The following is an 18,802-nucleotide window of genomic DNA, read 5'->3' on the forward strand; positions in this document are numbered from 1 at the left end:
CGTGCCCGATCGAGCTACGGACTCGGTGCAGCCTTCTGCAATGCGGTTTCCGCGACGTTCCCGCCGTAGTCGGCGCTGCGGGTGAGCGAGTCGAGGATCACCCCGAGCGACTGTGCCTGGACCGAATCGAGTTCCCGCAGCAGATCGTCGATCCGACGCGCGTGATCGTCGATCTCGAGCACTGACTCGAGGGCGTCGTGTCCGAGTTCGGCGGCACCGGTGCTGTCTTCGGCGAACAGCGCGTCCATCGATTTCTCAACGACGTCTTCGGCGTCCGCGTGGAGGTCACGGAGGGCCTCGGCCACGTCGTCCGGGACGTCCCCCAGTTTCAGCGCGAGTCGGCTGATCTTGACCGCGTGGTCGCCGATGCGTTCGAGCTGTCGGGCACTCGAGTGGTAGTCGAAACAGTCCTCCCGTGAGACGCCGAGCGCTTCAGCGGCCCGGGGTGATCGAAGCGTCGCCCGAAAGATTCGGGAGACGACGAGCCAGAGCCGATCGACGTCGTCGTCGCGCTCGATGACGTCGTGGGCGATGTCGTCGTCGTTCTCGACGAGAGCTGTCACCGAATCCTCGAGCATCGCCGTCGTGATGAGGCGCATCCGTGTGACTGCGTTGACGATCGAGAGCTCCGAGGAGTCGAGTAGGTCCTGAACGACGACGGAGTCCGACTGTTCTTCGACGACTTCGACGCCGATTAGCCCTTTGACCGCGTTCCTGATCGCTCGACGTTGGTCGGTCGTGATCCGGCCTGCCTCGAGATGGATGACGTCGAACCCACTGACGTACATGGTCAGGACGGCTCGAATCAACTCGGTGCCGTCGAGCGACGAGATCTCGAGTGTCCCCTCCTGTCGATCCTCGTCGCTTTTCGGCGTCACTAGGAGCGTATCGTCCTCGGCGTACAACTCGACAGTATCGCCGTTACTGACGTCGTTCTCCGTAGCCCACGTCTTCGGAAGCGAGACGGTGTACGTCGAGCCACCGGTCACCTGGACTTTCCGCGTTTCCATGAGTCACGTTTCCCATTACCGATATATAAAACCTCTTTTGTCTATAGAGGTGGTGGGGAACGAGGAGTGAAAAACGAGTCGCGAATGGCTGGTTAAAGTCGGCTTATACGTTCAAATTCGTACTATTAGGTACTGGTATATGGCTGTATTTATCTATATATAGATGGGTGTGTGGCCCGATGGCGAGGGGAACCGTTTAGTCCTCCTCGGTCCGATTCCTCATCATGACTGCGGAATCGAGCGGCGGCGTCGTGCGCCTTCGGAAGTCAGGTGTGGGCGTCATTTTGGGCGGAATCTCGTTAGCCATCGCTGCTACGGTGCTTTCGGCCGCTGGCGCTGCAGGCGTCGTCGCCGTAATCGGTGTCCTCGGTCTCGTTTTCGGCGACAGCACCGACGCGGTCCAGGGGTCGGTCGGAATTCTTGCCGTCGGCGGGATCGGACTCATAGAGGCCGTTCCGAGCGTTGGACTGGGCCTCGAGCCGTACGCGCTCGCCGGGCTCGCCGTGGTCTTCGGCGTCTTCGACGTCCTCGCGAGTCTCACCCTGCGTCGGCTCTCGGGAACGAGCCGGTGATCGTCGGACTCCCCCGTCGTCTCCACGTCAACGGCCGTCTGACCAGCCGTGATTCCGGCTCCGGTGGGCTCTACGCCCGCTCGAGCCCCGATCTGCGGTCTCCATGCGGAATCTACATTGTGTTACTGTGACGTAGAGACCGGTCCGTTCCGCTACGGCGGTTTCTATATACTAACGAGGTTAGATATATAGGTATTAGCACCGTTTTTATATGTGCTACCGGAACGACGAGGTGATGGCACCCAGCCACAACAAGCGGGGAAGCGGGATCACCCGACGAACAGCGATCGCGACTATCGGGGGCGTCGGTGCACTGAGTCTGGCGGGCTGTACGGGCGGTGGCGATGAAGACGGGCTCTCGGGGACGATCCCGGCCTCGGGATCGAACACCGTCGCACCGATCACGCAGGTCGCGGCGGAAGACTTCGAGGCGGAGTACCCGAACGCACAGGTGAACGTCGAGCCCGAGGGGACCGGGGCTGGCTTCCAGGAGTTTTGCCAGGCGAACTCCGCGTTCCAGAGCGCGAGCCGTGAGATCACCGACGAAGAGATCGACCTCTGTGGCGAGAACAACGTCGAGTACACTCACTACACCGTCGGTCAGGACACCCTCGCCGTGGGCGTCCACGAGGACAACGACTGGTGTGACGAAATCACGCTCGATGAACTCAACCAGATCTGGGAGTTCGAATCCGACGTCGAGCAGTGGAGCGACGTCCGCGACGAGTGGCCGGACGAGGACATCGCGCTGCACGCACGAGACTCCGCCTCGGGGACGTTCGATTACTTCACCGAAAACATCAACGGCGAGATGGGCAACATCCGCGACGACTACTCCGCGACGAGCCAGACCGACGAGATCTGGGACGCCGTCGAGGACAACGAGTACGCGATGGGCTGGGGTGGCGTTGGCCACCTCCGCAGCCTCCAGGAGCAGGGTGGCACGCTTCAGACGGTCAACGTCGAGAGCGACATGGACGGCGACTTCTACCCGCCAGAAGAGCAGTACATCGAGGGTGGGGAGTACTCCCCGCTCGCCCGGCCGCTCTTTTTCTACTTCAACCACGCCGAACTCGAGGAGAACCCCGACCTGATCGCCTCGTTCGCGCGCTTCTACATCAACAACCAACACGAGTTCGCCCAGGAGGTCGACTTCTACATGGCAACCGACGAAGACCTCGTCGCCAATCACGACCAGCTCGACAGCGTACTCGAGGAGATCGGCGAGAATCCCGACGACGTCACGGTCGAACGACAGGACCCCTAGAGCGCCCGACGAACGCCTTCTTTGAGTACACTCATGAGTACAGAGACACAATCGGGACCGGAAATTTCCGGCGACGACAGCCTCGAGGCCGCCCACGAGAAGAACCGACGCGTCAGACGGGCGCTGTTCGGCTGTGCGGCGATCACCGTCGTGACGACGCTCGCCATCTTCCTGGTCCTGTTCGACAACGCCGCCAGTTACTTCTTCGGCGCACGGATCAGCGAGGTACTGTTCGACGGCGACTCGTTCGCCCGGACGATCACATTCACCGAGTTCTTCACCGGCACCCGGTGGGCGCCCGATCACTCGACGCCCGCCCACGGCGTCCTCCCGATCGTCTGGGGGACGCTCGCGATCACGATCGGTGCCGCGTTCGTCTCGATCCCGATCGGGACCGCGACGGCGCTGTATCTCTCGGAGTACGCGTCGACGGCGACCCGAAACAGGCTCAAACCGGTGCTCGAGGTGCTCGCTGGCATCCCGACCATCGTCTACGGCTACTTCGCCGTCTCCTTTCTCACCCCGGTCATCGTGGGTGGGATCGCCTCGAACGTCGTCAATCCGGCCGGCGCGTGGCTCGACTCGATCGCGTTCCTCGCGCCGGGGCTCCTCGAGCCGGCGGCGGACGCGATGATGAGCGTTAGCGTCGGGCGCTACAGCCTGCTCGCTGGCGTACTCGTCGTCGGCACGATGACGATCCCGATGGTTTCCTCGATCAGCGAGGACGCGATGCAGGCGGTGCCAGACGACCTCCGTAACGGGGCCTACGCCCTCGGCGCGACGAAGTATCAGGTCTCACTTCGGATCGTCCTGCCGGCTGCGGTGTCGGGCATCTTTGCCTCCTACATCCTCGCGGTCTCGCGGGCGATCGGCGAGACGATGGCCGTCACCCTCGCCGCGGGGTTCAACGCCAACCTCACCGCGAACCCGTTCGCCGAGATCATGACGATGACCGCCTACCTGGTCTCGATGGCTCGTGGCACCTCTGCGGTGGGAACCGTCGAGTACCAGAGCCTGTTCGCGGTCGGCCTGCTGTTGTTCCTGATGACGCTCTCGATGAACCTGCTGAACGACTGGATGAAACGCCGATTCCAGGAGGAGTACCGATGAGCACGAAACGCGAGACGGAGTTCCTCGCCGACGTCGACCTCAGCCGGGAGAAGCTGATCAACCGGCTCTTCTACGGCCTGCTCGTGATCGCGTCGCTGTTCGGGCTGGTCATGCTGGTGTTACTGATCGCCGACGTCATCTGGGAGTCCGTTCAGGCGTTGACGAACTTCGACATCGACATCGGACACTTCCTGACCGGCACGTCGTCGTCACGGGCCGAACAGGCCGGCTTCGGTGCATCGATCGTCGCCTCGATCTGGCTGATGGCGCTGACGGCCGTCCTCGCGTTCGTCATCGCCGTCGGCTGTGCGCTCTACCTCGTCGAGTACGCTCCAGAAAACCGGACGACTCGGTTGATCGAGGCCAACCTCGCGAACCTCGCGGGCGTCCCCTCGATCGTCTACGGGCTGCTCGTCCTCGCGCTGATCGTCAACGATGCCGGTCTGGGGTCGGTCATCCTCGCCGGCGCGATCGCGCTCGCCTTGCTCGTCGTGCCGATCATCATCGTTGCCTCGATCGAGGCGATTCGGGCGGTCCCCTCGAGCGTCCGCGACGGCTCGTACGCCATGGGCGCGACGAAGTGGCAGACCGTCCGCCGGGTCGTCCTCCCGCAGGCGATGCCCGGCATCCTGACCGGGACGATCCTCGCGCTCGCCCGAGCGATCGGCGAGACGGCACCGCTGATCATGGTCGGAACGATGCTGCACGCCACCCGGTATCCGGACGGGCCGTTCGCGTCGTTCAGCGCGATGCCGACACAGATCTACAGCTGGACCTACCAGGCGGATCGGATGTTCAACGGGCTGGCGGCGCTGGGTATCGTCGTCTTGCTCACCTTCCTGGTGGCGATGTACCTGCTCGCGGGCTACCTGCGGAAACGATACGAAGCGGACGGAGGATCGATCACCAATGTCTAGTCACTCCTCGAGTACACCGACGACGGACGAATCGACCGACAGAACGACCGGGGCGTCGGACGACGCGATCATCCAGACCGAGATCGACGTCGATGACAACTCGCGACCGACCGACGACGCGGAGACGATCGTTCGCGCAGAGCGGCTGAATGTCTACTACAACGACGACCGGGCGCTCGACGACGTTACGATCGAGATCCCCGAGAACCGCGTCACCGCGATGATCGGTCCCTCGGGCTGTGGGAAATCGACGTTCCTGCGCTCGATCAACCGCATGAACGACCGGATTCCGGCCGCGAGCGTCGACGGCGAGCTCTACTTCCGCGAGAAGAACGTCTACGACGAGGACGTCGATCCCGTCGCTCTGCGTCGGAAGATCGGCCAGGTGTTCCAGTCGCCAAACCCGTTCCCGAAGTCGATCTACGACAACGTCGCCTACGGCCTGCGCGTCCAGGGCAAAGCCGACGAGGTGGACCTCGATGCGGCTGTCGAACGCGCACTTCGCGGTGCGGCCCTCTGGGACGAAGTGAAAGACCAGCTCGACGAGTCGGGGCTCGACCTCTCGGGTGGCCAGCAACAGCGCCTCTGCATTGCGCGGGCGATCGCGCCCGACCCGGAAGTGATCCTGATGGACGAACCGACCTCGGCGCTCGACCCAGTCGCCGCCTCGAAGATCGAGGATCTGATCGACGAACTTGTCGAGGAGTATACGGTCATCATCGTCACCCACAATATGCAGCAGGCCGCCCGTATCTCCGATCGGACGGCGGTCTTTCTCACCGGCGGCGAACTCGTCGAGTTCGACGAGACCGCGACCATCTTCGAGAACCCCGCCGACGACCGCGTCGAGGACTACATCACCGGAAAGTTCGGGTAATCATGCCACGCAACGAATATCAGGAGCAGCTGTATCGATTGCGCGAGGATATCCTCGAGATGAGCGACGTCGTCTGCCAGCGCCTGCGACGCGCGCTCGAGGCGTACGAAACCGGCGACGAGGCGACCGCCGAACGGATCGTCGCGGGCGACCATGAGATCAACGAACGCTATCTCGAACTCGAGGGCGACTGTATCGGGCTGTTCGCCCTCCAGCAGCCGGTAGCGGGCGACCTGCGATTTATCGCGTCGTCGTTCAAGATCATCACCGATCTCGAGCGGATCGGCGACCTCGCCGTGAACCTGGCCCAGTACGCGATCGACGCGGCCGAGTCTGCGGTCGAGCGGGACCGCTACCCTGACGTCGACGTCACGGCACTCGGGAAGCGGACGATTCGGCTCGTCGAAGACGCGATGAACGCATACGCGACTGACGATATGACGGCCACCCACGAAATCGCCGCCAGAGACGACGAGATCGACGAGCAGTGTGCACGAGCTAGCCGGTCCGTCGTCCGGGATCTCGTCGCCAGCGACGGCGAAGCCGACGACGCCGCCCTCGAGGCGGTCTCGCGAACTCTGCTGACGATCCGGGACTTAGAACGCGTCGGCGATCACGCAGTCAACGTCGCGGCGCGTACGCTGTATATGATCGACAACGACGACGAGTTGATCTACTGATGCACTCGGACGCAACGACCGACGGGACCGGCGACCCCGTCGAACGGACGGTCCAGATCGCGGGCAACTCGACGTTTGTCGTCTCGCTTCCGAAAGCGTGGGCCGTCGAGCAGGGCCTCGAGTCCGGCTCCTCGATGACACTCTACCCACAGGACGATCGGTTGGTCGTCGCGACGGAGGCGGTGTCGACGCCCGAACCGGCGGTGACGATCGACGCGAGCGTCGCACCTGAGGCGGTGACGATCCGGCGTGTCGAACGAGCCTATCTGATCGGCTGTGACCGGATCACCGTCACGGGGCTCGAGACGGCACCCGGCGTTCGTCGAACGGTCGAACGGATCGCGAATCGGCTCGTCGGGGTCACCATCCAGGACGACGGCGCGGACCGGCTGACGATCGCGAACGTCCTTGACGTCAGTGAGGTGTCGCTCCCCCAGACCGTCGCACAGATCCAGCGACTCGTCCTCGAGATGCACGTCGACGCCTGTACCGCCGTCGTGGCCGGTGACGAACTCCTCGCACGCCGGGTGATCGACCGCGACGACGACGTCGATCGCCTCTTCGCGTTCGTCAGCCGCGGCGTTCACCGTGGGTTCACCGACGTCCACGAACTCGACCGACTGGAGACGACCCGCGCTGAGGCCTTTCGCGAGTATCGGGTCGCCCGATCACTCGAGCGCGTCGCCGATCACGCGACTGAAATCGCTCACGTCGCGATCGGGCGAACCGATCCGCCGGCCGATGCAATCGCCGACCGGTTCGACGATGTCGGGGCCGACGCCAGGGCCGTCCTCGAACTCGCGCTCGCGGGCGATATTGGTCGGACGATCGAGTCGGCTGCCGACCTCTCGGCTCCGCTTGAGGACCTCGAGCGGCGCTGTTCGGAGGGTTCCGACTCGGACGCCGGCGTGGCTGTGGCCGTCCGCCGACTGCGACGGACGGTCGCGGCCGGACGTGAGATCGCCGACGTCCGGATCGAGTCGACGCTCACGGACGACGACACCCCTCGAGACCAACCGAGTGCCGATGGGGACTGACGCTCAAACCGTCCCAACGATGATCCGAATCCACAGCACGAACCGGCTTGTCGTACCGATAGCAACCAAGGAGGCAACTGCGTGAAGAGCACGACTACGATCGCGTTCGTCTGCGTACAGAACGCCGGCCGAAGTCAGATGGCAACCGCTTTCGCCGAACGCGCTCGTCGAGAACGCGGCCTCGAGACCGTCGAACTCCGGAGCGGCGGCACCGACCCCGCTGACGAGGTTCACGAGGTCGTCGTCGCTGTCATGCAGGAGGTCGATATCGATCTCTCGAATCGAGAGCCCAGCGAAATTACCCAGGACGAGATCGCTGACTGCGATATGGTCGTCACCATGGGCTGTTCGGCCGACGGGATCTGCCCGGCCACCTGGCGTGGCGACGCTCGCGACTGGTCACTCGAAGATCCACACGGTCGACCGCTCGAGGAGGTCCGTGAGATTCGCGAGGAGATCCGCCGACGAGTCGACGCCCTGCTCGACGAACTCGAGGCCGATCCGTCGGCGCGCGGCGGAGCCTGAGAGCAGGTCGGTCGTTGGCCGGGAGTCAGACCGGCCCCTATCGCCGACAATCACAGCGTTGACTGTGGTAAGGATCTCGAATACTGACGAACCATTATACCCGACAATCCCCTGGTTCGACGTATGGTGACGCGACGGACGTTCCTCGGAGCCGCGTGTTCGGCGACCGTCCTCTCGGGGTGTCTGGGCGACGAGACGGACAGCGACGAGCAGGCGAAATCCGAGGGCGACGACTCCGAAGCCGACGACGGGCCGGGGTACGAGACGCACCTCGACGACCTCGAGTCGTACGACCCCGTCGATCGCACTGGCGAGTCCGAGGTCGAGATCGTCGTCGCGCCCGGCGGCGACCACCGGTTCGATCCCGACCCGGTGATGGTCGAGGAGCTGGCGACCGTTACCTGGAATTGGCCCGAGTCGGGCTACGAGATCTACCCGCTCGAGTCGCCCGATCCCTGCGGCTGGGTGGGTGACGACCACGGCACGGGCCACTCCTGGGAGTTCCCGTTCGTCGGCAAGTACGAGATCGGTTGTACGACGTCCGATGGCGAGGAGTTCAGTGGCGTCATGTTCGTCGTCGACGCCGACTGATACGGACGACTGTCAGTCATTTCCGGCGCAACCACGATCTGTTTGGCGGTCGTCGGTAAATCGTTACAGAACCGTACGAGACGAACCGCTGTTCCTGTTTTCTGGCGATCCTGGGCCGGTCACGGGCACGTCCGAAACGACGTCCGGCAGTTGCTCTGACTCTCGAAATGTGGGCTGTAACTGTCCGACCGGGAGCGTCGGGTTTCGAGTCGGAGACGCTTCCCCCGAGAGCCGCATCCGGAGTCGTGACAGTCACGGTGCCGTGACCGCCTGAGAACCCGGCTTCAGAACAGTAGGTTTTTAAAGCGCACGGCGGAACCACTACCTAAGATTACTCATCGTCTTATGGCAGGAAATCGACAACCGGAGGTAAACATCGGGCTCGTCGGCCACGTCGACCACGGCAAGACAACGCTCGTTCAAGCGTTGAGTGGCTCGTGGACGGACCAGCACTCAGAGGAGATGAAACGCGGTATCTCGATCAGGCTGGGCTATGCGGACGCGACGTTCCGTGAGTGTCCCGAGCTGGACGAACCCGAGAAGTATACCGTCGAGGAGGAGTGTTCGGATGGCTCCGAAAGCGAGCCACTGCGGACCGTTTCGTTCGTCGACGCCCCTGGTCACGAGACCCTGATGGCGACGATGCTCTCTGGCGCATCACTGATGGACGGTGCCGTATTGGTCGTCAGTGCCAACGCACCCGTCCCACAGCCCCAGACCGAAGAGCACCTGATGGCGCTCGACATCATCGGTATCGACAACATCGTCATCGCCCAGAACAAGGTCGACCTCGTCAGTGCCGACCAGGCCCGACAGAACTACGAAGAGATCCAGGAGTTCGTCGCCGGCACCGTCGCCGAAGACGCGCCGGTGGTTCCGGTCTCTGCGGGCCAGGAGGTCAACCTCGACTTGCTAATCGCGGCGATCGAAGAAGAGATCCCGACGCCCGAACGCGACCCCGACGCTGATCCCCGAATGCACGTCGCGCGCAGTTTCGACATCAACAAGCCTGGTACGACTGCCGCGGACCTCACAGGTGGCGTCCTCGGCGGTAGCCTCGTCGCAGGCGAACTCGAGGTCGGTGACGAGATCGAGATCCGCCCCGGCCGCGAGGTCGAAGAGGGCGGCCAGACGGAGTACGTCCCGATTCAGACGACGATCCGGTCGCTGCAAGCCGGCGGCGAAAACGCTGACACCGTCACGCCAGGCGGACTGCTGGGTGTCGGCACCGCTCTCGACCCCTCGCTGACCAAAGGCGACGCCCTCGCCGGCCGCATCGCCGGCCCGCCAGGTAGTCTGCCCCCTACCTGGCAGTCGTTCACGATGGACGTCGACCTGCTCGAGCGCGTCGTCGGCGACGAAGGCGGCGAGATCGACGAGATCAGCACCGGGGAGCCGCTGATGATGACTGTCGGAACGGCGACGACCGTCGGCGCAGTCACCAGTGCTCGGGAAGGCGAGTGCGAAGTCTCGCTCAAACGCCCCGTCTCGGCCGAACCGGGTGCGAAGATCGCGATCAACCGTCGCATCGGCGCTCGCTGGCGGCTGATCGGACTGGGAACGCTGCAAGACTAGGGAGGGCAACGGACGAGAATGAGTACCCGGATCGCCCTCGATACGAGCGCGCTGATGATGCCGGTCGAACTCGACGTCAGACTGTTCGACGAACTCGACCGGCTGCTGGGCGGTGTGTCACACACGCCGAACTCCGACCAGCCGCAAGCCGACGCGCTCGAGCTGGTGGCGCCGCAGGCCGTTATCGAGGAACTCAGGCGGCTGTCTGAAAAAGGCGGCACCGAGGGGACGGCGGCGAACGTCGGTCACGATCTGGCGACCGAACGTTGTCTCGTCGTCGACACCGAAGCGTCCTACGCGGACGACGCGCTCGTCGAACTCGTCCAGGACAGTGCCGTCGACTACGTCGTCACCAACGACCGGCCGCTTTGCGACCGGGTGCTCGAGGAGAATAGACCGGTAATTGCATTACGCGGGAGAAACAAGTTAGCGATCACTCAACCATAGATGTACAAACGGGTCAGACTAAAAGACACAGTAAGGGTACCGCCGGAGGAGCTCGGCGAGGTTTCGCCGGAGCTCGTCAAGAAACTGCTCCAGGACAAACTCGAGGGGCGCATGGACGAGGAGGTCGGCAGCGTCGTCTCCGTCACGAACGTCCACGACATCGGCGAGGGGACGGTCCTGCCGAACCGACCGGGCGTCTACTACGAAGCCGACTTCGACGCCGTCACGTTCGACCCGCAGATGCAGGAGGTCGTCGACGGCACCGTCGTCGAGGTCGTCGAGTTCGGTGCGTTCGTCGGCATCGGTCCGGTCGACGGACTGTTGCACGTCTCGCAGATCTCGGACGAGTATCTCGCCTACGACGGCGAGAATCAGCAGCTCTCGTCGAACGAGTCCGCCCGCGCCCTCGGCGTCGAAGACGCCGTTCGAGCGCGTATCGTCACCAAAAGCATCGACGAGCGCAACCCGCGTGACTCGAAGATCGGTCTCACGGCGAAACAGCCGGGAATCGGCAAACACGGCTGGCTCAAAGACGACCACGAGACACAAGAAGCGACGCCGGGTGAGTAACGATGGCATCCAATCGTCTCGTCTGCCGGGAGTGCCACCGCGTCAACGACGCCGACAACGAAACCTGCGATGCGTGCAACTCCTCGTCGCTGACTGAAGACTGGGCTGGCTACGTCGTCATCGCCCATCCCGAAGAAAGCGAGATCGCAAAGGAGATGCAGGTCACCGAGTCCGGTGCGTACGCGCTCAAAGTCCGGTAGCCGTGAGCCCCGACGATCCCGATCGTCCGGACGACGGTGCGTACGAGCGGTTGCTCGTTCTCCCGGACGACTTGCGAAGCGAACTCAAAACCCCGCTCGGCCCGATCGAAACCGACGCCGAGGTCTTACTCGAGGAGATCGACGGCCCGTTGATCACCGTCGGCGACGTCGTCACCTATCACTTTCTGGAGGCCGACTACACGCCGCACGTCGCGCTCGTCGACGAACGAACCAAACGCCAGCAGGTCGACGAGGAGATCCGTGACACCGTCGTCGCCGAGACGGACCTCGAGGCCGTAAACCCGCCCGCAGAGCTCTCAACAGACGTTATCGATGTCCTTCTCGAGGGGCTCGATGCCGATGGGTCCACGACGATTCTCGTCGAGGGTGAAGAAGACCTCGTCGCGCTCCCTGCGATCGTCGCCGCCCCAGATGGGGCGAGCGTCGTCTACGGCCAGCCAGATGAGGGAATGGTCCACGTCGTCGTTACCGACGACGTCAGAGCCGAGGTTCGCGACCTGCTCGAGCGGTTCGAAGGCGACGTCGAGCGGCTGTGGGCGATGCTGGACGGCACACACTGATCCCGTCTGGCCGACTCTATTCCCGCCTCCCGTTTCGGTCGACGACGACGTTTACCGAGGCGGGGGGCCATCCGGCCGTTGGTATCGATCGCGGCCTGCGAGACGCTCGAGAAACTATTTATTCTGCGACAGACACGTGACGGACATGTACGACCTGGTCGTGGTGGGCGTCGGCCCGACCGGCGCGCGCGTCTCCCGACGCGTCGCCGAGCAGGGATTCGACGTACTCGCCCTCGAGAAGGGGGAGATCGGACGGCCGCTTGCCTGTTCGGGCCACGTCAGCACCGACGTGTGGGCGTTCACTGGTTCGGAGGCCCGCGAGGACCTGTTTCAAAACGAGATCTACGGCGCACGATTTCACGTCGGCGGGCCACACAGCCGTGCGTATCCGTTCTACAAGCGCGAGGTCGCCTCGAACGTCATCGACCGAGTCGGTCTCGATCGACACCTCGCAGACCTCGCACGCGAAGCCGGTGTAGACGTCCGCGAGGGCCACACCGTCACGTCGGTTCGGGAGTACCACGATCGCGTCGAAATCGTCGCGAACGGCCCCGACGGCTCGGAGACGTTCGAGGCGAAACTGGTCGCCGGCTGTGACGGCCCTCGTTCTCGAGTGCGGGACGAACTCGACCTTCCACAGCCCGACGAACTGCTTCACGGCGTACTCGCGTTCTCCGACGAGGAAGACCACCAGGACTTCGTCGACGTTCACCTCACCGCACCGACGTTTTTCGCCTGGCGCATCCCGCGTGGTGATGCGGGCGTCGAGTACGGTCTCGCGGCTCCGCCGGGCGTTCAGGTGACCAGACACTTCGAGGAGTTGATCGACGGCTACGAAATCGACGTCGCCCACCGCTGCTCCGGGGCGATCCCGATCGGCCCGCCCGAGCGCGTGACGTCGCGTCGGGTCTTTCTCGTCGGCGACGCGGCGGCCCAGACCAAACCCTTCACCGGCGGCGGCATCTGTTATGGGATGACGGCCGCAGATCACGCGGCCCGCGAGATCGACCCGGACCGACCGTCGACGCTTGCCGCCTACGAGCGTGCCTGGCGTGCCGATCTGGAACGCGAGCAACACCTCGGCCACTTGCTCCGGCGGGCGTACTCGCTCCCAGAACCGGTCCAGCGAATCGGGCTCCGCGCGCTCTCGGGCGAGATCGGCGTCCACATGGACCGACCGACCTCGCTCGTCTCGCCGACTCACCTCCGCGCGATGCTCTCGAGGCTCCGGCCGTAGTGCCCGCCGTGTGACCGTCCCAGGCCGCAGTCGACAGACCGAAGACGCCGCCGCCGCAACCATCGGGAGATGACTGGTCGGCAATCGCCCCTTCTCGAGTCCGTCGCGAGTGGGCTCGAGCGGCTCAGGATTATCGACGCTGAGCGATTTCGACCGACAGCCGACCTGGCGTGGCCCCGGATCGTTACCGGGCTCGCCATCATGTCGAAACAGACGGCCGACCTGGCGATGGTCGGCATCGCCGTCGGCACGGCGGGAACCGCCGGGCTGGCGTTTGCGCTCGCATACTGGGAGATCGTCCTCATGATCGGTCTCGGCCTCTCCGGGGGCACCGTCTCGCTGGTCTCACAGAACTACGGCGGTGACGAACCCGAGCGGGCCTCCGTCGTCGTCACGCAGAGCGTCTTTCTCGCGATTGCGATTGCTCTCCCCCTCGCGGCTGCGTTCGTTCTGTTCGCCGAGTCGTTGATCGGGCTCTTCGCGACGGGACCCGGCGGACTCGAGACCGACGGCGTCGGTGAGGAGTCACTCGCACACGGGGTTACCTATCTCGTCCTCGTCGCGCCGGCCGTGTTGTTCGAACTCCTGAACCTGATCGCCAGTCGCACCTACACGGGCGTCGGCGATACGTTCACCGAGATGGTCGTCCGCGCAGGTGGCGCCCTGTTGAATATCGCACTCAGCGCGCTGTTGATCTTCGGTGTCGGTATGGGCGTCGCCGGTGCGGCGATCGGCACGAGCGTTTCGACCGGCGCTGTGACGGTCGTTCTCGCGTGGGGGATGGTCGGTCGCTCCTACGGCAGCCTCGGCATGGAGCCCAGCCCGGTGCCGATCTCGCGTTCGAGTCTGCGGCTCGAGCCCGCGTTGTTGGGGCAACTGATCGAGATCTCCGCACCCGAAATCGGCCGACGGATCGCCGAGGGGTTCGTCGTCTTCCCGTTGCTGTGGATCGCGGCGACGTTCGGCCCCGTAATCGTGACCGCACTCGAGGTCGGTCGGCGGGTGCGAAGCCTGATCAACAGCGTCAACTGGGGGCTGGGACTCGCGGCGAGTTCGCTCGTCGGCCAGCACCTCGGGGCCGACGAGGAAGACGAGGCGGGGGCGTATGGAGCGGCTATTCTCCGACTCGCAACGGTCGTCTACGTCGGTCTGGCAGCGGCGATCGTCATCTTTGCCGAACCAATCTCGGGGCTGTTCGTCAGCGAGCCCGATAGCGTCGCCGCGACAGCAACGTTCGTCGCCGTCGCCGCGATCAGTGCGATCGGGCTGGGGATCGACGGTGTCGCGTCGGGGGCGCTCCTCGGTGCTGGCGACACCCGACTCCCGTTTCTGGCCTCGCTCGTCGGTCGGTACGTCTTCGCTGTCCCGGCGGCCGCCCTCGCCCTTCTCACACCGCTTGGGGTCGTTGCACTCTATCTCGCGCTTTTGCTCGAGACGTACGTCCCCGGCGGCATCAACTGCTGGTTGTTCAACCGTGGCCGCTGGAAGGCCGTGAGTCGGCGGTATCGACCCTCAGCCGAGGTCGAATCCGGCTGAAATCGGCTCGTTGCTCGGTCGGTCACACAGCTTCCGGGGGTTCGCTGGGCCACTGTCGGTGCTGTCGTGACCCCCGTCTAGAGGAACGGCCGCCAGTAGTACGGGCTAATGAAGCCCTCGACGAAGCCAGCGACCGCGAGTAAGATGCCGATGCCGACGAGGACCCAGAACGCTCGCTCGAGCGCGTCGGCGAACGCCTGCCGGTCGATTCGGCCCTTGTGTGCACGCCAGCCGACGAGGCCGAGCCAGATGCCGAGCGCGCTCGCGACGAAGATCGCTGGGATCTCGAAGATACCGTGAGGGATCACGAACGCCAGCAACTCGAGCGGCTCGGCCTCGAGGCGGGCAGTGATGCCGATGAAGACGCCGTTGAACAGCAGCGACGCGATCGCTGGGATCACCAGTGCGACGCCAGCGTAGGCGGTCGTGATTGCGACGAGCCAGTTGTTCCCGAAGAACTCGAGGGCTGCGGTGGGGGGAATGTGCCCCTCGAGTCGAGCCGAAATCGCCGCTGCCGGGAGGACGTCGGTGTAGGGGTCGACGAGGAGCCAGCCGCCGACGAACGAGCCGACCCCGAGGACGACCACGAGCGCGTGGAGACCGATCGTCTCGCGGACGAACACGCTCATATCCTTCCAGCCGCGTCGAACCCCGGCCCGGAACTGGGTTCGTAGCGATCGGTCCGCCATTGCTGGGGGGTGGAGTCGACCGCGGTAGCGATCGTAGAGTGCTGTCTTCAGCAGATCGAGCGCTGGCAACACGACGAAGACGGAGACGAGTGAGACGACCATCGCGACCTCGAACAGCACCAGAACGCTCGAGACGACTGACATCGCGAGCAACAGACCGACCGAGAGGGCATAATAAAACGTGGCGTCGACCGGACGCGCCCGGACGAAGCCTCCGGCCCGCGGGAGCGAACCGAAGACGCCGACGTCGTCGACGACGACCGCCACCGGCGCGAACGCGAACAGCGCCCTGATCACGGCGATCACAGCGACGAACGCCAGGACGCCCAGCAGGACGATGGGGATCGCAAGCAGCGGTGTTGCGAGTCCGACCGTCCCCGCAAGCAGGATCGTCGGCAGGCCGATCAGGAGCCCGACCACGAGCCACAGGAGCAACTCGAGGACGTACAGGCCGAAAAACGTCGAGCCGTAGCGTTTTACGCCCCCTATTCCGGTGACGAGCCCGCGTTCGGACCGTAGCCGGGCGTCACAGGCCGTGAGCTGTCCGGCCGAGACGTATGCGGTGAGGGCGACGAACGCGAAGAGACTCACGAAAACCGTCACGATCACGAGCAGGGCAAGCGGGAGCGTCGCTAGCGGCTCGAGGGCCGAACCGACGTCGAGCAGCCACGCCTCGAACGCCTCGGGCTCGCCTTCCGGGTCGGGGACGTCCGTCTCGAGGTCGGCGAACGCCGTCTCTGCGGCTTCGAGCCGACCGGTCGTCTCGAGGTAGACGAAACCGATGATCGCCGCGAGAAAGGGGAGGACGCGGACGATGGCGGGGACAGCCGCGCCGAGTAAGTACAGCGGGAGCAAGTCGGCTGGTCGTCGTCGAAAGACGGCAACGACGGCTGCCACCGAATCAGAGAGACTCATATAGGGTGTTCATCATCACGTTAGTTAACCTGTTTGATCTATCATAGTTCGTGATACGATCGACGGCCTCAGTTGTACGTCCGATCGTCGAAGCCGTCGCTCGAGTCGTCGTCGCGGCCGCCGGAGAGCCGCGGGGTAAACCCGCCGGTGAGGATGACGGCGACGACGATAAGCGAGGCGGCGAGAACGACGTAGTCGGCACTGGGTTCGTAGCCAGCGAGGCCGGCACCCGTGGAGACGACGAAGATGGTGACGGTGAAGACGATCGTCGCGAGCAGTCCGATGACGACGATGCCGATGACGCTCGCGAGAAGCCCTCTCAGGATACGGGTGATCGATGACATCGCTCTCCTCGTTGGCACCCGGGGCACGTAGTGATTCGCATCCAAACCGGTGAGAAAGACAGAAATCGATGACCCGCGTCGAAGTCGCTCTCGATTAGCCGAGGGCATACCTGAGCTTGGGGTAGCGCTCGATCAGCGTCTCGCCGCCGACGCGCCACTGCTCGATGGAGCGTAGGTTCCTTGCTAGCAGGTCATCAGACGGCGACGCCAGGTCACACTTACAGTTCGTGGCGTCCTATTCCCGGTATGGTCACCACACTTACGGCCGATCGACTCGCGGAACTCGTCGACGGCGACGAACCGTTCGCACTCGTCGACACTCGGCCGGCGGATAGCTTCGAGTCCTGGCACATTCCCGGTGCGATTCACTTTCCGTTCGGCCCAGAAGAGGAACTCGACGGTCGACTCGAGGAGTTTCGCGAGACCGTCGGCGAGACCGAGCGGGTCGTCACGATCTGTGCGAAAGGCATCTCGTCGGGTACCCTCGCGACGCAACTCGCCTCGGCTACCGACGAGTACGAGATCCAGGCCGTCGACGGTGGCATGAAAGCCTGGAGCGGTGTCTACGAGGCCGCCGAAATCGACCTCGGTGACGGCCTCGTCGTCGTCCAGGTTCAGCGCCGGGCGAAGGGCTGTCTCGGCTACGTCGTCGGCTGTGAGGCGACTGGCGAGGCCGTCGTCGTCGATGCCACGGCGGACATCGAAGCGTTCGAGGTCGCAGCCGAGGAGGCAGGCCTCACCATCACCGCCGTGATCGATACCCACGTCCACGCCGACCACGTCTCCGGCGGGCGCGAACTCGCCGACACCCTCGGGATTCCCTACTATCTCGGCGAGCATGCGGCCGACCGCGACGTACAGGTCGAGTTTACCCCGCTGGCGCGAAACGAGGTGCTCGAGATCGGTGAGTGCGAACTGAAGGCGCTCTATACGCCCGGCCACACGAGCGACATGCTCTCGGTGTTCGTCGACGGCCGGGCGTTGCTCACCGCCGATACGCTTCACGCCGGCTCGACCGGGCGTACGGAACTCGAGTTCAGCGACGACGAAGGCGAGACTGGCGCACGGCTGCTTTACGAGACACTCCACCGGACGATCCTGTCGATGCCCGACGACGTCGTCGTCCTGCCGGGACACGTCGCGGTTACCGCCGACGGCGAGTTCGAACACGGCGCTCCCGGCGAACCGATCACGACGACGATCCGCGCGGCTCGAACCGAAATGGACGCCCTGCAACTCGAGGAGGAGGCGTTCGTCGACCGGCTCGCCGAGGCCGGCGAGAAGCCGGCGAACTACGAGGAAATCATCGATCTGAACCGCGGCGTTACGTCGAAATCGCCCGACGACCGCGTCGAACTCGAGTTAGGACCGAACAACTGTTCGGCGTAGGCGGGAACGACGCACTCGACAGCGGTGAAAATCGACGTCTGGGTCGGTAGGCACCGGTCGAACGGCGACAGTGACGCCAGCGAGACTGTTCGGCCCGTCGTTCGGTCAGATCCCGTGAGAAGGGGTTTTCCAATACCGTGTCGTGTGTTACCGCGGTGATCCGCGTGCAACTACAAGCCAGCCGTGACGTCGCGTGTCCACACTGTGCCGAACGAACGACCGTCCCGATTTCGGACGAGGACGTCGAGGTAACCATCAGCCCGTACGTCGCCGCATTCGGCGACCATACGACGGTGACGTGCTCGAGTGAGCACACGTACTGGGTGTACTTCTGCCCGTAGGCAGTCCGGCTCACCGCGCGTACGTCTCGAGCCGGACGATCAGGCCGTCCTCGAGGGTGAAGAAGTCGGCGAAGGCGAACAGTTCGGTCTCCGACTCGAGCACCCGGCCGCGCGCGGCGACGCGGTCGCCCTCGGCGACAACCGCCTCGAGTTCGTGAGTCGTGTCGGGGTTCGGTCGCCCGTCGCGCATGAACGCGACGAACGCCGTGCGGTCCTCGAACGTGCGGTCCGGACGGCGCTGGACGAACTCGGGAGCGAGTAGCGACTCGAGCGTCCCGTAGTCGTGGTCGTCGAGCGCCTCGTAGTACCGTCGAACGGTGGCGGCCGCCTCCATGGCTCGAGGTTTCGACGCCAGCGGGAAAAGCGTGGCAGTCGATTCCGCGAGTTTTTGC

Annotated in this window: 22 protein-coding genes; 18 read left to right on the forward strand and 4 right to left on the reverse strand. The window is 64.3% G+C overall.

What is annotated here, in order from left to right; genetic code table 11:
• Positions 1-14: 14 nt before the first annotated feature.
• Entirely contained in the window at positions 15-1,010 is a 996-nt protein-coding gene (locus tag AArc1_RS02330) for a phosphate uptake regulator PhoU (protein ID WP_117362726.1), read from the reverse strand.
• A 224-nt stretch (positions 1,011-1,234) separates the two neighbouring features.
• Between AArc1_RS02330 and AArc1_RS02335 the strand changes: the two genes are divergently transcribed.
• From AArc1_RS02335 to AArc1_RS02410, 16 genes are all read left to right on the forward strand, one after another.
• Positions 1,235-1,582 carry a hypothetical protein gene (locus AArc1_RS02335; RefSeq protein WP_117362727.1) on the forward strand — a complete coding sequence of 116 codons (348 nt, stop codon included), beginning with the start codon at positions 1,235-1,237 and terminating at the stop codon, positions 1,580-1,582.
• A gap of 235 nt (positions 1,583-1,817) precedes the next feature.
• Positions 1,818-2,849, forward strand: coding sequence for a PstS family phosphate ABC transporter substrate-binding protein (locus tag AArc1_RS02340; protein ID WP_117365744.1), 1,032 nt, complete (start codon positions 1,818-1,820; stop codon positions 2,847-2,849).
• A 33-nt stretch (positions 2,850-2,882) separates the two neighbouring features.
• Positions 2,883-3,959, forward strand: coding sequence for a phosphate ABC transporter permease subunit PstC (pstC, locus tag AArc1_RS02345; protein WP_117362728.1), 1,077 nt, complete (start codon positions 2,883-2,885; stop codon positions 3,957-3,959).
• A complete protein-coding gene (pstA, locus tag AArc1_RS02350; RefSeq protein ID WP_117362729.1) occupies positions 3,956-4,876 on the forward strand; it encodes a phosphate ABC transporter permease PstA in 921 nt (306 codons plus the stop codon). The genes pstC and pstA overlap by 4 nt, the downstream gene beginning before the upstream one ends.
• Positions 4,869-5,753: a phosphate ABC transporter ATP-binding protein PstB gene (pstB, locus tag AArc1_RS02355; RefSeq protein ID WP_117362730.1), complete on the forward strand. Its 885-nt coding sequence runs from the start codon at positions 4,869-4,871 to the stop codon at positions 5,751-5,753. Before pstA ends, pstB begins: the two co-directional genes overlap by 8 nt.
• Positions 5,754-5,755: 2 nt before the next feature.
• The gene (gene phoU, locus AArc1_RS02360; RefSeq protein WP_117362731.1) at positions 5,756-6,433 is read left to right on the forward strand and encodes a phosphate signaling complex protein PhoU; all 678 of its coding nucleotides are present in this window, start codon (positions 5,756-5,758) and stop codon (positions 6,431-6,433) included.
• Positions 6,433-7,470, forward strand: coding sequence for a PhoU domain-containing protein (locus AArc1_RS02365; protein ID WP_117362732.1), 1,038 nt, complete (start codon positions 6,433-6,435; stop codon positions 7,468-7,470). Before phoU ends, AArc1_RS02365 begins: the two co-directional genes overlap by 1 nt.
• 81 nt (positions 7,471-7,551) lie before the next feature.
• Positions 7,552-7,995 (forward strand): arsenate reductase/protein-tyrosine-phosphatase family protein, encoded by a 444-nt coding sequence (locus AArc1_RS02370; protein ID WP_228442373.1) that lies wholly within the window; start codon positions 7,552-7,554, stop codon positions 7,993-7,995.
• A 123-nt stretch (positions 7,996-8,118) separates the two neighbouring features.
• The gene (locus tag AArc1_RS02375) at positions 8,119-8,586 is read left to right on the forward strand and encodes a cupredoxin domain-containing protein (protein ID WP_117362733.1); all 468 of its coding nucleotides are present in this window, start codon (positions 8,119-8,121) and stop codon (positions 8,584-8,586) included.
• Between the two features lie 345 nt (positions 8,587-8,931).
• A complete protein-coding gene (locus tag AArc1_RS02380) occupies positions 8,932-10,161 on the forward strand; it encodes a translation initiation factor IF-2 subunit gamma (protein ID WP_117362734.1) in 1,230 nt (409 codons plus the stop codon).
• 18 nt (positions 10,162-10,179) lie between these two features.
• Positions 10,180-10,608, forward strand: coding sequence for a PIN domain-containing protein (locus tag AArc1_RS02385; protein WP_117362735.1), 429 nt, complete (start codon positions 10,180-10,182; stop codon positions 10,606-10,608).
• Entirely contained in the window at positions 10,609-11,178 is a 570-nt protein-coding gene (locus tag AArc1_RS02390; protein ID WP_117362736.1) for a DNA-directed RNA polymerase, read from the forward strand. It begins immediately after the preceding gene.
• A 2-nt stretch (positions 11,179-11,180) separates the two neighbouring features.
• Positions 11,181-11,378: a transcription elongation factor subunit Spt4 gene (gene spt4, locus AArc1_RS02395; protein ID WP_117362737.1), complete on the forward strand. Its 198-nt coding sequence runs from the start codon at positions 11,181-11,183 to the stop codon at positions 11,376-11,378.
• Positions 11,379-11,380: 2 nt separating this feature from the next.
• Positions 11,381-11,959 (forward strand): GTP-dependent dephospho-CoA kinase family protein, encoded by a 579-nt coding sequence (locus tag AArc1_RS02400; RefSeq protein ID WP_117362738.1) that lies wholly within the window; start codon positions 11,381-11,383, stop codon positions 11,957-11,959.
• Positions 11,960-12,104: 145 nt separating this feature from the next.
• Entirely contained in the window at positions 12,105-13,196 is a 1,092-nt protein-coding gene (locus AArc1_RS02405) for a geranylgeranyl reductase family protein (protein ID WP_117362739.1), read from the forward strand.
• 69 nt (positions 13,197-13,265) lie between these two features.
• On the forward strand, positions 13,266-14,732 hold the full coding sequence (locus AArc1_RS02410; RefSeq protein WP_117362740.1) for an MATE family efflux transporter: 1,467 nt from the start codon (positions 13,266-13,268) through the stop codon (positions 14,730-14,732).
• 77 nt (positions 14,733-14,809) lie between these two features.
• Here AArc1_RS02410 and AArc1_RS02415 read toward each other — a convergent pair whose 3' ends face one another.
• Entirely contained in the window at positions 14,810-16,336 is a 1,527-nt protein-coding gene (locus AArc1_RS02415) for a stage II sporulation protein M (protein ID WP_117362741.1), read from the reverse strand.
• 68 nt (positions 16,337-16,404) lie between these two features.
• The gene (locus AArc1_RS02420) at positions 16,405-16,680 is read right to left on the reverse strand and encodes a hypothetical protein (protein WP_117362742.1); all 276 of its coding nucleotides are present in this window, start codon (positions 16,678-16,680) and stop codon (positions 16,405-16,407) included.
• A gap of 246 nt (positions 16,681-16,926) precedes the next feature.
• Here AArc1_RS02420 and AArc1_RS02425 point away from each other — a divergent pair, with 246 nt between their 5' ends.
• Together AArc1_RS02425 and AArc1_RS18895 are read left to right on the forward strand one after the other, a co-directional pair.
• Positions 16,927-18,069, forward strand: coding sequence for an MBL fold metallo-hydrolase (locus AArc1_RS02425; protein ID WP_117362743.1), 1,143 nt, complete (start codon positions 16,927-16,929; stop codon positions 18,067-18,069).
• 164 nt (positions 18,070-18,233) lie between these two features.
• The gene (locus AArc1_RS18895) at positions 18,234-18,410 is read left to right on the forward strand and encodes a hypothetical protein (RefSeq protein ID WP_186336639.1); all 177 of its coding nucleotides are present in this window, start codon (positions 18,234-18,236) and stop codon (positions 18,408-18,410) included.
• 10 nt (positions 18,411-18,420) lie between these two features.
• Here AArc1_RS18895 and AArc1_RS02435 read toward each other — a convergent pair whose 3' ends face one another.
• A complete protein-coding gene (locus tag AArc1_RS02435; RefSeq protein WP_117362745.1) occupies positions 18,421-18,744 on the reverse strand; it encodes a nuclear transport factor 2 family protein in 324 nt (107 codons plus the stop codon).
• Between the last annotated feature and the right edge of the window lie 58 nt (positions 18,745-18,802).

It is taken from the genome of Natrarchaeobaculum sulfurireducens (genome assembly GCF_003430825.1).
In the GTDB taxonomy this organism is placed as follows: Archaea; Halobacteriota; Halobacteria; order Halobacteriales; family Natrialbaceae; genus Natrarchaeobaculum; species Natrarchaeobaculum sulfurireducens.